At 37.7% G+C, this 13,746-nt stretch carries 13 protein-coding genes and 1 pseudogene; 2 read left to right on the top strand and 12 right to left on the bottom strand.

Annotated features, from left to right (window positions below; all coding sequences use genetic code 11):
• The first annotated feature begins 790 nt into the window (after positions 1 to 790).
• Together NST97_RS03700 and NST97_RS03695 are read left to right on the top strand one after the other, a co-directional pair.
• Positions 791 to 1,420: an ABC transporter ATP-binding protein gene (locus NST97_RS03700; protein WP_341343169.1), complete on the top strand. Its 630-nt coding sequence runs from the start codon at positions 791 to 793 to the stop codon at positions 1,418 to 1,420.
• Positions 1,417 to 2,191: pseudogene (locus NST97_RS03695) on the top strand (ABC transporter permease). Before NST97_RS03700 ends, NST97_RS03695 begins: the two are co-directional and overlap by 4 nt.
• 1,092 nt (positions 2,192 to 3,283) lie before the next feature.
• Here NST97_RS03695 and NST97_RS03690 read toward each other — a convergent pair.
• From NST97_RS03690 to NST97_RS03635, 12 genes are all read right to left on the bottom strand, one after another.
• On the bottom strand, positions 3,284 to 3,406 hold the full coding sequence (locus NST97_RS03690) for a hypothetical protein (RefSeq protein ID WP_339211564.1): 123 nt from the start codon (positions 3,404 to 3,406) through the stop codon (positions 3,284 to 3,286).
• 159 nt (positions 3,407 to 3,565) lie between these two features.
• Positions 3,566 to 3,805, bottom strand: a complete 240-nt coding sequence (locus tag NST97_RS03685; protein WP_341342941.1) for a hypothetical protein — start codon at positions 3,803 to 3,805, stop codon at positions 3,566 to 3,568.
• A 90-nt stretch (positions 3,806 to 3,895) separates the two neighbouring features.
• Complete coding sequence (locus tag NST97_RS03680) at positions 3,896 to 4,054, bottom strand: hypothetical protein (protein WP_311066120.1); 159 nt, start codon at positions 4,052 to 4,054, stop codon at positions 3,896 to 3,898.
• Positions 4,041 to 5,153, bottom strand: coding sequence for a DUF4062 domain-containing protein (locus NST97_RS03675; RefSeq protein ID WP_341343168.1), 1,113 nt, complete (start codon positions 5,151 to 5,153; stop codon positions 4,041 to 4,043). Before NST97_RS03675 ends, NST97_RS03680 begins: the two co-directional genes overlap by 14 nt.
• A gap of 31 nt (positions 5,154 to 5,184) precedes the next feature.
• Positions 5,185 to 6,372, bottom strand: a complete 1,188-nt coding sequence (locus NST97_RS03670) for a CaiB/BaiF CoA transferase family protein (protein WP_341343167.1) — start codon at positions 6,370 to 6,372, stop codon at positions 5,185 to 5,187.
• Between the two features lie 107 nt (positions 6,373 to 6,479).
• A complete protein-coding gene (gene ltrA, locus NST97_RS03665; RefSeq protein ID WP_094245397.1) occupies positions 6,480 to 7,739 on the bottom strand; it encodes a group II intron reverse transcriptase/maturase in 1,260 nt (419 codons plus the stop codon).
• Between the two features lie 829 nt (positions 7,740 to 8,568).
• A complete protein-coding gene (locus NST97_RS03660) occupies positions 8,569 to 8,727 on the bottom strand; it encodes a hypothetical protein (RefSeq protein WP_339211556.1) in 159 nt (52 codons plus the stop codon).
• Positions 8,728 to 8,906: 179 nt separating this feature from the next.
• Complete coding sequence (locus NST97_RS03655; RefSeq protein WP_339211554.1) at positions 8,907 to 9,398, bottom strand: GNAT family N-acetyltransferase; 492 nt, start codon at positions 9,396 to 9,398, stop codon at positions 8,907 to 8,909.
• Positions 9,399 to 9,628: 230 nt separating this feature from the next.
• On the bottom strand, positions 9,629 to 10,423 hold the full coding sequence (locus NST97_RS03650) for an arsenite methyltransferase (protein WP_339211552.1): 795 nt from the start codon (positions 10,421 to 10,423) through the stop codon (positions 9,629 to 9,631).
• 604 nt (positions 10,424 to 11,027) lie between these two features.
• Complete coding sequence (locus NST97_RS03645) at positions 11,028 to 11,474, bottom strand: MarR family winged helix-turn-helix transcriptional regulator (RefSeq protein ID WP_339211551.1); 447 nt, start codon at positions 11,472 to 11,474, stop codon at positions 11,028 to 11,030.
• A 263-nt stretch (positions 11,475 to 11,737) separates the two neighbouring features.
• Positions 11,738 to 12,880, bottom strand: coding sequence for an aminotransferase class V-fold PLP-dependent enzyme (locus NST97_RS03640; RefSeq protein ID WP_339211549.1), 1,143 nt, complete (start codon positions 12,878 to 12,880; stop codon positions 11,738 to 11,740).
• Positions 12,881 to 13,052: 172 nt separating this feature from the next.
• The gene (locus NST97_RS03635) at positions 13,053 to 13,679 is read right to left on the bottom strand and encodes a LysE/ArgO family amino acid transporter (protein WP_063388315.1); all 627 of its coding nucleotides are present in this window, start codon (positions 13,677 to 13,679) and stop codon (positions 13,053 to 13,055) included.
• Positions 13,680 to 13,746 lie beyond the last annotated feature (67 nt).

The following is a 13,746-nucleotide window of genomic DNA, read 5'->3' as shown; positions in this document are numbered from 1 at the left end:
GAACTGGAAAAATTTCTAAGGAGCCCTGTACATATTTTTCATTCGGCATATAAGAGCTTCTTCATTATCATCGATGAAGGGCTGCATAAGCGTTATGGGCAACGAGCTTGTCGGGGTGTTCTCGTGCCGTCCTATAACCGCCTCGTTGCCGTCTGTTTTGATTTATGTCATTCTTTCTGAACGATTCAATCAGCTCTATTTCACAAGTTATTCTATTGTTTTAAAAAAAAAATTTTATCATATCGCGTTGAATGCTTTTGCATCCCGTTTTGCAAAAAAAGGCCAGGGGCTTATGAAGTGTCTAGTGCCCCAAAATTGTTGGATTGCTGAGGCAGCATGGATAAAACGAAAGGTTAAGGACAAATTTTTTTAAGCTCCTCTGATCATTTCTCCAAAGCAGGGAAGAAAACTGCTTCAAGACGCAAAATGTCGATCTTCATTAAGCCCTCATGATCAAAAGGCGTTTTCCTTTCAATAACATTGATTTTCCGCTTCGCAAAAAATTTTACAAAATGCTCCAAATACGTTAAAATTTCATTCAAAAAGCTTTTTTTATTTAAAACAAGAGGTATAAAATTCAAATTTTTTATCTTTTTTCCATTCCTTTGTTCCGACATTAAATGAAATAAAAAATTTTCAGTGGTTTGCTGCACGAAATAAAATAAATAAGAGTGCCAAGCTTTTTATAAAGAGAGAAGTGTTTAATAAGTATAATGGTTTGAATCATTTGCAACTTTATTCATAATCAAAACAGGGGATTTCGCTTTTTATGAAGAAAGGGCTGTTTTACATGTTTCACATCAAAAATTTACGATACAAAGATATTCTTTACATTGACGAGTTGAAAATTGGAGAAAAACAAGTAACGTGCATCATTGGCCAAAGCGGGGGAGGAAAGACAACACTTTTAAAAATGCTCAATCACATGCTGTCGCCAGATCAAGGAGAAATTGTTTATAAAGGCCTGTCATTGTTTGAATGGAATCCAATCGCTTTAAGACGGGAAGTTGTGATGCTTTCACAGCAGCCAGTAATGTTTGAAGGAAATATTCGAGAGAATTTGAATTTCGGCAGAATTTTATCTGAAAAAGAGCCTATTGACGATGAAAAGTTGAAAGAAGCACTAAAATTTGTGTGCTTGCAAAAAAAATTAGAGGATGACGTAGAACAATTGTCCGGCGGAGAAAAACAAAGACTTGCACTAGCCAGAATTTTTCTAATGGATCCAGAAGTTTTTTTATTAGACGAGCCAACCTCTGCGCTAGATAAAGGAACTGAAGAGAAAATCATGGATGCATTCATTCGTTATTCAAAGGAAAAAGAAAAAACGGTTATTATGGTAACACACTCAGATACAATACCAAAAACATATGCAGATAAAGTTATTACGATAAATAAACCAACAGGTGATAATCAATGAAGCAAGAAGTTATCAACATCGAATTTTGGAGGCTCTCGGCAGCATATTTATTTGTTCTTATTTTAATATTGCTTGTAAAAAAACGAGAAATTAAACGTGAAAAATTAATTGTCCTTTCAACTGCCAGGATGACGATTCAACTTGTGCTAGTCGGATACATATTGATGTATATTTTTAAAAATCCTTCACCTTGGATTGTTTTATTGGTGCTTTGTTTCATGGAATCGTTTGCCGTTTATAATATATTTAAACAGCTTCATAAGCCTTTATCGAAAAATGGTTATCGGCTCTCTCGTCAGCCTGTTGTATTTTAATCTAATCGTCATTCATTTTAAGCCTTGGTATGAACCTCAATACTTTATCCCGATTGCCGGAATGTTTATTGGAAATTCAATGATCGGTATAACGCTAGGCATGAAAGAAATGATCGAAAATTTTGCTACCCAAAAGAATCTGATTGAAGGGGCGCTCATGTTAGGTGCTAAACCCGATGCAGCAACAAAACCAATCGTAAACTCTGCATTTGATTCAGCTATTTTGCCGACTATCAATAACATGGTCGGTATGGGGATAGTGTTTTTGCCGGGAATGATGACAGGTCAAATCCTTGCAGGTACAAGCCCTTTAGTTGCAATCGAATATCAAATTGTGATTTTGATCGGTATTGCCGGAAGTGTAGGGATTTCATCTTTTTTATCACTGCAATTCGGCTACAAAACATTTTTTAATGATCGCTTCCAATTTATACCACAAAATGGAAAAGAGAAGTAAAAGAACGGCAAAGAGCGGCAATAATTCATTGATTTTGCCGCTCAAATCATGAGGATGAGGGTATGAGTGGAGTTTTTTAAAAACATAAATATATTATGTAAACTTAGAAGAAGATGAATGAACGGACTTCGGGATATAGAACAAACAAAAATGAAGCGTTAATAAAAATAAATAAATCATAATCCAAAATTAATCATGGAATGAATTTAAACACGCAGCAAATCATAACGAATTTTTAAGATCAATTAATTAAATTGCAATGTAAATTTACAATTTAAAAAGAAATTCATTAAATGCAATTAAAATACAATTTGTTTCATTTTTTTATTTCGTCTCATCACAACAAGTAATCTCTTTAGTGAAACAAGATCCATTTATAACTTCCTATAATATATATTATGTAAACTAAAATTCGAAAAATATAAAGCAGCTATTGACTACTTAACTGCCCTTTCGTTAATTTTATAAAATTCTTCGCTAAATGATTTGTCATGTTTTAACAACCATGTATAATACGTTCCTAATGTAATTCAAGCAGTTCCACATGCTCGATGAATGCAATAATTTTTTTTTTCGATATTCATCGATAAAAGCTTTTTACTTTCTGCAACAGCATGTTTTGTCTTTAATTTTGCGTTTTGCAATGTTTCTGTATCCAAATTTTGATCCGGGAACACTTCAAATTTGCGTTTTAAGTACAATCCTTTGTCATGAGTCGTAAAATTCCTTAATGGTTTTTCGGCTGCTCATATATAAACGAATATGATTTTCTTTTTTAGTTAAGTTTACTTCAAATCCACATGCTTTTAAATGATTCTCCAATGCAGTTACAATAACTTTTCTATAAATCTCTATCACCAATGCAACAAGCATTTCAAAGGAATCTGAACTAGAAAAAAATTAATTTAAGTTATTATTGTTGATGTATTCACAATATTTATTTAATTATCTGGTTAAGAAAGTGAACATCGTTAAAAAGCAGTTAATTTAACAAACCGATCGACTTGATTTTCTTAGATTTCATGCATTAATATTCAACCCGCAAATTATAACACCGCGTTTTCCTATTAGAAAATCCGATTAGATGAATTATTATTCTAAATCATCGTATTCATGAGGAGTACTTACAGCTAATTTATAACGATAATTTAAATTTCCTGGTTCTTTTTGATACAGTTCTTCATATAAGCGCAATGCTTCCACGTACTTTTTCATGTATAAGAAAATTCTTACTTTTTACTGCTGTTGCAAAGCTTTCATGGTGTGTATCCTTAATGGTTACTCCTTCAAATTCGAGGATTTCTTCAGGGGGGGTTCATTTGTGTCGTGAATTTATGAAGTTAGAATCTATTTGATTAATGCAATAGTGTTGCCTTAACCTTTTTTTCTTTTATTCGCAGGATGGTTGAGGTTCTTAACGAAAATTCCTTTCTGCATCTGGTTAGATAATTTATCTAACTTCTCCAACTTTTCGAATACAGATATGTCCCCTCCAATTGCTTTTCCAAACAACTCTTTTATGATATCCGTTTGGGCATTCTTTTCATAAAGTTCTGCTGACCTTCTTCTTGAATACTTTGGTGATAGATGGGCTTCTTCTGCTATCTTGAACATATTGAAATTGTAGAGCGTGCAAATTTGAAACATTCGAAGAAATGGATTTTATTCCTTCTATCAGTAGAGCATTTTTTACATCATGAGCGTTTATTTTGAACGACGAAATGAACTTTTTATTTGGGAAAGTTTATTTTGTAAGTTTGCGTGATCACGTTTCATTTGACTAAGACGATTCGTTACAACTTTTTTTCCATATCCATGTGGTGCGGAGGCGATTAATATTACATTTTCTTTATAATTGTTCATTTGAGAGACCTCCTAACAGCATTTTGATAAAGTAACAATAAGAATATCCTTTTGATTCAAGTATAGCATTAAATATATTCTCTTGGTAAGCCTTCAGTTTATAATAATCCCACTCTCCTAGCAGGGGCAGATGAAAGCAAAATACATAAGTCTTTACCTTAAACAAGAAATAGCATATTCTTTTTTCCAGTGAATAGTATAGCTTTTCATTATGATTATGATCATTATATGTTTGCACAACGTAAGAAGAAGCATCATCTAATGAAAAGTTCTCAGGAGTTGTTAATCCATCATATTCTTTGCAAATCATCTGGTTATCTCTTTTTTCGTAAAGAGTTACGGCTTTACAGTCCATTAATGCTCCTATAGCTTCTTGTTGGTACTTTGTATTTGTAGAGTAAATATTGCAGCCGACCATCTTAGATCGTAAAAGCGCTAATAGCCTTCTCCAATTTGTAATTTGCCCATTCTGCAATAAACTTATGAATTCAAGTGATAGTTCATAAAAATCCCCGTATAATTCTACATGTTCTAAGCTCCGTTCTATTTCAGAACGAATATTTAAGTATTGAAGGCTTTCTTTGAAAAGAGCTGAAAGATAGCTTTTTATGTTTGAAAGAATTTCGACACCTAATGAGCATTTTTCGAAATATATCCCTTTTTGTTCTGCATCATAAAGAAAGTACCATACGTAATTTTCGGCAATATGAGGCTCCTCTTTAATATTTTCGCTTATAAAATTCAACATTGAATCCGGTTCTTTACCGTGTTCCCTTAAATACTGTACTAACGATTGTTTTATTTGAGGTCTGATCGTCCGAAAATAGGTATCAAGAACTATATCGTGAACATACACAATAAGACGTTTATTTTCGTGATATGCACGTAAAAATTCAAGGTGAGTAACAGTTTTCCCTTCATCCTCTAAGAATGTTCCTGCTTTATCCGTGATAAATAGTAGAAAGATATCACTTCTTGATACGTACTCCAAACAAGTTCGGATGGCATCTTGATGAATATATCGCATACTATCTTCAAAGCGAATAGGTTCATGCCCCATATTTTTTAATTCTTCAAAATCCGTTGTTCTTCTGTGAATTCAAAATTCATCTTAAAAACTCCTCCCGCGATTAAATAATGTTATTCTCTTTAAAATAGGTAGTCTCCTTAAATGAAAATCCAGCTTCCTGCAGGATTTCCCATGTATGCTCTCCGGCCATCGGCGGATGACGTTCTATCTTTGTATTCGTTCTTGATAGTTTAACAGGCGAACCAACGAGTTTTACCATTCCTGCTTCCGGGTGTTCGACTTGGACAACCATATCACGGGCCAAAACTTGTGGATGTTCAAATACTTGATCTATAGTATGGATGGGACCGCATGGAATATTTTTTTCTGAAAACAGTTTTATCCACTCATTGACCGTTTTGAGCTGGAGCTGGTATTCTAAAATCCTCGTCAGCTCCAGCTTATTTTCCATTCTTGCCACATTCGTACAGAAGCGAGCATCCATTGCCATTTCGCTCAGCCCCATTACTTCACATAGTGTGGCAAACTGCCGGTTATTCCCGACTGCGATAATTATGTCCCCATCTAACGCTTTGAATTTCGAATAAGGGACTATATTCGGATGGTCATTCCCGAGTCTACGCGGTACCTTCCCGGAAATTAGATAATTGCTGGCGACATTGGCAAGCGAGCTGACCGCTGTATCCATCAGTGATAGATCAATTTTTTGCCCCTTGCCGGATCTTCCCCTTTCCAACAAAGCCGCTTCAATGGAAATGACCGAATATAATCCTGTTAAAATATCCACCATGGCAACACCGATTTTCATTGGACCGCTCTCTTCGCTTCCGGTTATACTCATCAGGCCGCTCATCCCTTGAATAATAAAGTCATAACCCGGCAGATACCGGTACGGGCCCGTTTCCCCGAATCCCGTGATGGAACAATAGACGAGCCGCGAATTTATTTTTTGTAAGGCGTCGTAGTCGAGCTGCCATTTTTCCATCGATCCAGTTTTAAAATTATGAATGAGCACGTCCGCTTCTTTTGCCAGAATTCGAATGATTTCCCTGCCCTCTTCTGATTTCAGATTTACGGTAATGCTTCGCTTATTGCGATTTGTACATAAATAGTAAGCACTGACACCGTTTTGAAACGGCGGTCCCCAGAACCTCGTTTCGTCGCTGCCGCCCGGGGCTTCTACCTTAATAACATCTGCTCCGAGGTCTGCCAAAATCATTGTACAATATGGGCCGGCAAGCACCCTAGTCAAATCTAATACCTTTACACCCTCTAGTGCGCCTCCGATGTTCACCGCCTCCTATTGAAAAAGGTTTCTTAAATCGAGTAGGAGGGGGTGACTAACCCCCGACCTCTCACACCACCGTACGTACCGTTCGGTATACGGCGGTTCAATTAAGTATGACGTAGTGCTTGATATCTTTCGAATAGACTTCTTAACCCTCGACGCTTCCAATAGGAGTTGTCGAGGGTTTTGTGTAGGATGGGACTGCAGGCAATCCGCCAATATTTCTTGCGTGTATTGCCCCATTCGAATGCTTTATGGCTTGGAACTTCTAATCCTCTGAGTTTCCGAATTCTTGTTTTCGGGGTTTTCCATTCTTTCCACAAACACATCCGAAGCCTTCGTCTAATCCATTCATCAAATTCTTTGAACTTACTTGGTGTTTCTGCCAAGGCAAAATATCCGCACCATCCCATTAAATACTTATTCAGTTTCTCAATCCTTTTCTCCATTGGATACGGTTTCGACCTTGATGTAATTTCACGGATCTTGTTCTTCAAACGTTTCACACTTTCGTTCGCAATCCGTACCTTTGGAGTCTTATTGAGTGTGAAGCTGAAACCGAGAAACTTCCGTTTCCAAGGACGGTCTACCGCCGATTTCTCTTTATTTACCTTGAGCTTTAACTCCTTCTCTATAAAGTTCGTAATGGAGTTCATGACACGAATTCCTGCTTTCTTTGTTTTCACATAGATGTTACAGTCATCCGCATACCGAACAAACTTATGTCCACGTTTCTCAAGCTCTTTATCCAATTCATGAAGCATGATGTTTGATAAAAGTGGACTAAGCGGGCCGCCTTGAGGCGTTCCCATGTCCGTTTCCATTACCACTCCATTGATCATCACGCCTGATTGAAGATACCGGCGAATTACCTTCAGTAGAATTCGATCTTTGATCGTTTTCGCCAAGATCCCCATCAGTTTGTCGTGATTCACCTTGTCAAAGAATTTCTCTAGGTCTATATCGACTACCCAACGATATCCTTCTTTGATATAACCCTTTGCTTCCCTAACCGCATCATGTCCCCTTCTACCTGGTCGGAAACCATAGCTATGGTTCGAGAAGGTCGGATCAAAGATTTTCGTCAACACTTGGGCAATCGCTTGTTGGATGAAACGATCCGTCACGGTAGGGATCCCTAGAAGTCTTACTCCACCGTTCGGTTTCGGGATTTCGACTCGACGGACGGGTAAGGGCTTGTAGGTTCCTTCTCTCAACGACTGTCGAATGGAGTCCCAATTTTCGTAGAGGTGTCTTCGTAGGTCTTTTACGGACATGCCATCTACTCCGTGACCTCCTTTATTCTGTTCGACTCGTTTCAGTGCCGCCAGGAGATTTTCCCGTGACAAAATCATTTCCATCAACATTGATATCCTCTCCACGTGAACGAATTCTTCTATTTGTGCCATCTTCTGCTCCACCCTCTTGAAGTCCCCCGTGGGATTCACCACTTCCTCCTTCAAGTAAGTCCTATCGGATTGTCTGCTTCCACACAGAAGGTGAACGCCTAGCGATTCGTTCTCCTTAATTGTTCAGTCCTTCCTCTTCCATCTCGAGCTTGAAAGAGTACTATGACTTCTGCTGACTTCTGACTGTTCAGTTATCTATCACTAGATAGGTTACCAAGGTTACTTGGCGTGCCAGCCAGATCTCCCCGGGTAAGTACATGCACTTTCACACCATCTATCCGCCTCATTTACTCGATATGACCTTCGACAGAAAGAGCTTTGTTTTGTTTTGCAAACTCACTCAATCATACCTAGCCTTATATGAGGTTCGTGTTCCTCGGACCGGTGTTTTGCCTCCAGCTTCCTTCAGATTCCGCGTCACCACGGACACCCTTGCTCTTGGCTAACCTCTACTTCTGTCTTCGGGGTTCGGGACTTACACCCTATAGTTCATGTACATGCCGGGCGCACAAACAATAAAGCCAGCCCAAACACACTTTAGTGATATGGACTGGCTTTACGAACCATTTGAACCAGCCGGCTAAGGCTGGAAATGGAATCTTATCAGTCAACTGTTAAATTAAGATAAGAAGAGATATCTTCATTACCTTCACCTGTAAAAGGTAGATAGGATGAAGTTTACACTTATTTTAAAAGAATTTTCTGAATATTTCAAGAGGATTTTACCAAAAATATATAAACATTTCGCGCCTGTTTTGCTTATCGTTCATTACCTGTTATTTTTTGCTTAACCCCTAGATGCAATGATGTCAACCGTTCCGTTCCCAATATGTGAAGGCAGGAAAAACTGTTGTTCCCAATCATTGTTTTGAACATGTCCATGCACAAGTTGACTGAAATGATCAAAATAATCGTGAATATCCCTAATCAATAAATGTGAAGTCAACATAATACCCCCTTCCACAATCCATTAATGATAATGATTATCATTTTTATTATATTTAATTTCTTTATCCATTCCAATATATAAAGAAAATTTTGATAAATTGCTGTTTTCCCTTTTACCTAACAAATTCCATCACTTCCTGTTCAATTGAAATGTTTATCATTTTTTTAAAGCAACGATTAATCTATACCCACAATTTTGCTGCGGCGTTCAAGGAATACAACATCACGCCATACGCCATTTAACTTTCCTAAACGTTGTCGTATACCAACTTCACGAAATCCAACACTTTGATGTAAACGTAAGCTTGGTATGTTTTCAGGGAAAATCCCTGCATTTAATGTCCAAAATCCTTTTGCTTCCGATTCTTTGATCATGGCTTGCAGAAGTTGTTTTCCAACACCATTTCCTCGGCTCACATCTCGAACATATACACTCACCTCTCCCACTCCTGCATATACGCAGCGATCTGATACTTTACTGATCTTACACCAGCCTTGAATACCTTTTTCATCTTCAGCAACCAGACACAAGTTTTCAGCAATTGTCGATTCCCATTTTTCGAATTGTGGCACTGTCGTTTCAAACGTTGCTTGTCCTGTCGCAATTCCTTGCTCGTAAATTTCCTTCACTTGCAGCCAATCCTCTTTGTAAAAGCTGCGAATGTTCATATTTAATCTCTCCTTATTTTTTATATAGAAAAGGCAAAAGGCACTAGGAATCGCCCTACTGCCTTTTCTATGTCACAATAACAACACTTACGATTAAATGTAGATGGGCAACATCCATAACGGTTTTGTATGCAATATCTTCACTTTTTTCATGAGATCGGAATCATCATGGAAAACAAGTTGCTCATTTTGTCTTACCTAACAGTTTCTAATCTGTTACACCACGTTTTTTAAGGTTTCATTGCTTTTATGACCGCAGAAGCAATGTAATCTTCGATGTTCGCTCCAGGCACCCAGTCTTTGATAAACTCCTTCGATTCATCTTTCGGTTCAATGGTGATCTGTATGAATCCACTCTGTTGCAACAATGATTCCAGTTCTCTAATTGATGCTGCTCCTGATACGCAGCTCGAATACAAGACATCCATATTGTTTTTGATTTCCGATGGAAGCTCTGCTGTCGCTACAACGTCGGAAATGACAAGGCGACCACCTGTTTTCAGCACACGATAGGCTTCCTTGAACACTTGGGGCTTATCTGGAGAAAGATTAATGACACAATTGGAAATAATAACATCAACCGTACGATCTGCAACCGGTAAATGTTCAATCTCTCCTAATCGAAATTCAGTGTTGGTATAACCATTCTTGGCAGCATTATTCCGAGCTTTGCTGATCATTTCTGGCGTCATATCTACACCAATGATGCGGCCGGTTTCTCCAACCTGTTGTGCCGCCAGAAAGCAATCAAATCCAGCACCGCTACCAAGATCCAACACTACTTCTCCAGGTTTCAATTCCGTAATTGCCAGCGGGTTGCCGCAGCCAAGTCCAAGATTGGCTCCTTCTGGTACGGCAGATAATTCCTCATCCGAATAACCTAGTTTTGCCGATACCTCCTTAGGTGTACCACAACCTCCGGAACTGACTGAACAACAACCCCCAGAATTCACTTCCTGCAGCGCAATTTTCTTATAGCGGTTTCGGACATTTTGCCGGATTTGATCGTTATTCATGTGATTCATAAGTGATCACTCCTTAAATAAGATAGAATAAAAATCCTAATAACCCTGCCATCGTCATGACAGAGTCTACAAACGCAAAGACTAGTTTCTTTTTAAAGATACTGTGCAATATTGATATCCCGGTAAGCTTGCAGCTTCTCAGTTAATCATCAATGCAATGTCATGCTCATTGTAATCAACATTGGCGAGATAGGAATCACGAAAAGACGGACATTCCAAGGATTTTCGATGATTGCAGCAATACACCCCCATTTAGATTGAAATTCATTCTGTCGGTACAGCGCCATGAATAGCGGCTCCAACGCCTGAACCCAAAAGCAAATAGTAAAAGGTGTCCTGTAAATCTTCTCTCATGTTTCCTTTTTAATCTTTATCTCTCCTTTCGCCATTACTTTGCATAGCTTGACTTTCAACTTGACTTTCAATCCGTATTTTTCAAACCTGAATATATCTATCTAAAAAGTGAATAACAATTAAAATACTAAAAATAAAAGAGTTCATTCCAACGAAACAGAAAGAAATTTTCGAATAATCTTATCTCTTTTATTTTATTTGCAAAATGCAAATATAAGTTTAACGAATTGGCAAGCCAAGATAGCTTGCCTTAAAATAATGGTTTGCAACATACGCTCGATTTTGCCATGCACTCATTCAACAATTTAATCGAACGAATTACTGTTTCTTTCTCGAATTCCGTCATGTGTGAAAATACCTCTTCTAAATATTGTCTGATTTCTCGATCGATAGTTGTTGCTATAAATTTTCCCTCGTTGGTTAGAGATAACGTGTATACTCTTCGATCTTCAGGGAGCGGCGTTTTTTTTACTAAACCCATTTTGACCAAATTTTGAATCTGTCTGCTGAATGTCGTAATATCCATTCCCAATACTTCGGCCACTTGTTGCATAGAAGGGTATTCTCTTTTATCAATTTCATATAGAATATGGCTTTGAACGAGAGAAATATCAACACCATCAATAGAACAGCAATTTTTATTCAGCAATCCAAAACGACGTGTCATCACTTGAAAAAGCTCTCTAACGTTTTCCATTTTTTCACCTCTATATTTATTTATACTATATTATTTGCAATTTGCAAATAATCATTTTTAATAATAAACTGAAGCTCCATCAGATCGTTGAATGGAGCCGAAAAAAACTGTTAAGACATTAGTTGTGAAACTAGCTGAATTTTGCACTATAAAGTTAAAAATAGACTATTCACACAAATCTTTTGTCCGCTTTAAACCACTCATATATTGTTATTGGAACCATGCAAAAGTTTCGAGTCTTTCAGTACCTAGACCTGTGCTGCTTATTTATTCGCTGTTAAAACAGTTGTTAGCTCGTCAATTGCTTGCCGAATATCATCCTGCGTATTGTAAAAATGAGGAGCGATTCGGATGACGTCGTTTCTAGCAGAAACAATGATATTTCTCTCTTTCAAGATCGATTCTATTTGCCCAGCATTTTTTACATAAAAAGCAGTTATGCCGCCTCTTTTGTGAGCCGATAAAGGAGTAACAGTGTGTAATCCTTTTTCTTGTCCATAATCTAATGCGAATTGAGCTAATAGGTTTAAATAAGAAGATATATTCTCCACTCCTATTTCAAGAAGTAAACGAATAGCGGCAGCTGCTGCATAAGCGCTTATAAAAGAAGGCGTTCCAGTCTCAAAACGACGTGTTCCAGCTGCTGGTATAATTTGATGAACATTGAATTTCGAATGATCCTCCTGACCAAACCATCCTGTGACACGCGGTTTCCATTTCTCTGCCAATTCAGCTTTTATGTATAGGAAGGATATTCCCGGAATACCTAACATGTATTTCCTTGTTCCTGCTGCCAATATGTCGATATCCATTTTCTTTACATCAATAGGCACCTGTCCAGCAGATTGATATGCATCAACAAAAAGAAGTGAACCTTTACGATGAACAATGTCTGCAATCGCTTTGAGATCTTGTTTAAAACCGTTGTAATAACAGACATGGGAAATGGATGTGACAAGTGTGTCAGACGTTACATAACGTTCATAATATTCTAAAGGAATGACTCCTTGTTGAGAAGGAATAAATCTGACCTTTGCTCCAAATTTCTCCTGAGCGAGCCATACATGACCGGCGGTTGGAAAGTCCATATCTGTCGTCACAATGATATTTTTCCCTTTTTCAAAAGAAAGTGAAGAGGCGATAGCAGAAAAAATGTCAGAGACCGAGCATAATACAGCAATTTCATTAGGTTCAGCACCGATTAATTTTGCAAAACTGTATTTTGCCTGTTCAACTACTTTTATTGCTTGATTCCAATTAACCCCCGCCGTTAGCAAACTATTCATATACGCTTCAATCGATTCGGAAACAGTTTTTGAAATGGCTCCTTGCGAACAGCTCGCCAGATGGATTTTCGATGCTAAAACAGGAAATAAAGGACGATAATGAGCATACGGGTGTTTCAATCCTATCTCCTCCTTTTAACTCCGCAAAAAAAAATTTTCTCCTAGTTATTGGTCTCCTGATTATTATAGTAATCAGCAACTGGATTTTTTCTTTTAGTTTATTATCCTGTTTCATAGACTTACAAGAGTTTACTATTTGGAGTAATGAAACCTCTACTGCAAACTCCTGTTTTTATTTTGCCAGTGTGAATCCAATATAAATCGCTGCTCCCCACATGACGAGCGCGGAAATTTTGTTGAAAGCACTCATCAAGTGTCCAGATTTATCTAGATCCCCTATTCTCCGTCCTGCCAAAGCCAGCCCCGCAAACCAGATCCAAGAAACTAGAATACAGGCAAGTGCAAAAGCTGCTTTTTCCCCTCCATTGTATTGAAGTGAACTCGTTCCGATCACGCCAATCGTATCCATGATCGCATGTGGATTGAGCAGCGAGACCGATGCTGAAAAGAGAACTTGTTTGAATGGTGTAAAAGTTTCCTTGGCTGTTTTTTCGTTATTCTCTTTATCAGTAGAAGAGGTACTTTTCCAAGTGCTCCACCCCATATATAACAAAAATAAAATTCCTAAGCACAGCATAATCGTTTTGATCAAAAAAGAACCCAAGACCATAATAGATACTCCGAAAACAGCAAGGATGATTAAAAGTGTATCACATAGTGAAGCAGTTAAAACGGCTGGGAGCGCATGAATGAAGTGTTTCTGAAGAGCTCCTTGATTAAAAATAAAAACGTTTTGGACGCCAAGAGGAAGAATAAGTCCAAATGCAAGAATAAGTCCGTGAATAAAGGCTTCCTCCATTCCAATCCCTCCTATTGTATAGCATATGAATACAATTTTACTCGGAAATCGATTATTGTCTCCAACC

Source organism: Aeribacillus sp. FSL K6-1305 (genome assembly GCF_038050115.1).
GTDB lineage: Bacteria > Bacillota > Bacilli > Bacillales > Aeribacillaceae > Aeribacillus > Aeribacillus composti.
This window is presented reverse-complemented; position numbering and strand designations above follow the sequence as displayed.

Excerpts from the sequence above, each read along its gene's own strand:
- NST97_RS03700 (WP_341343169.1), top strand. The coding sequence starts at position 791 with ATGTTTCACATCAAAAATTTACGATACAAAGATATTCTTTACATTGAC.
- NST97_RS03690 (WP_339211564.1), bottom strand. The coding sequence starts at position 3,406 with ATGAAAAAGTACGTGGAAGCATTGCGCTTATATGAAGAACTGTATCAA.
- NST97_RS03685 (WP_341342941.1), bottom strand. The coding sequence starts at position 3,805 with ATGTTCAAGATAGCAGAAGAAGCCCATCTATCACCAAAGTATTCAAGA.
- NST97_RS03680 (WP_311066120.1), bottom strand. The coding sequence starts at position 4,054 with ATGAACAATTATAAAGAAAATGTAATATTAATCGCCTCCGCACCACAT.
- ltrA (WP_094245397.1), bottom strand. The coding sequence starts at position 7,739 with ATGTTGATGGAAATGATTTTGTCACGGGAAAATCTCCTGGCGGCACTG.
- NST97_RS03655 (WP_339211554.1), bottom strand. The coding sequence starts at position 9,398 with ATGAACATTCGCAGCTTTTACAAAGAGGATTGGCTGCAAGTGAAGGAA.
- NST97_RS03650 (WP_339211552.1), bottom strand. The coding sequence starts at position 10,423 with ATGAATCACATGAATAACGATCAAATCCGGCAAAATGTCCGAAACCGC.
- NST97_RS03645 (WP_339211551.1), bottom strand. The coding sequence starts at position 11,474 with ATGGAAAACGTTAGAGAGCTTTTTCAAGTGATGACACGTCGTTTTGGA.
- NST97_RS03635 (WP_063388315.1), bottom strand. The coding sequence starts at position 13,679 with ATGGAGGAAGCCTTTATTCACGGACTTATTCTTGCATTTGGACTTATT.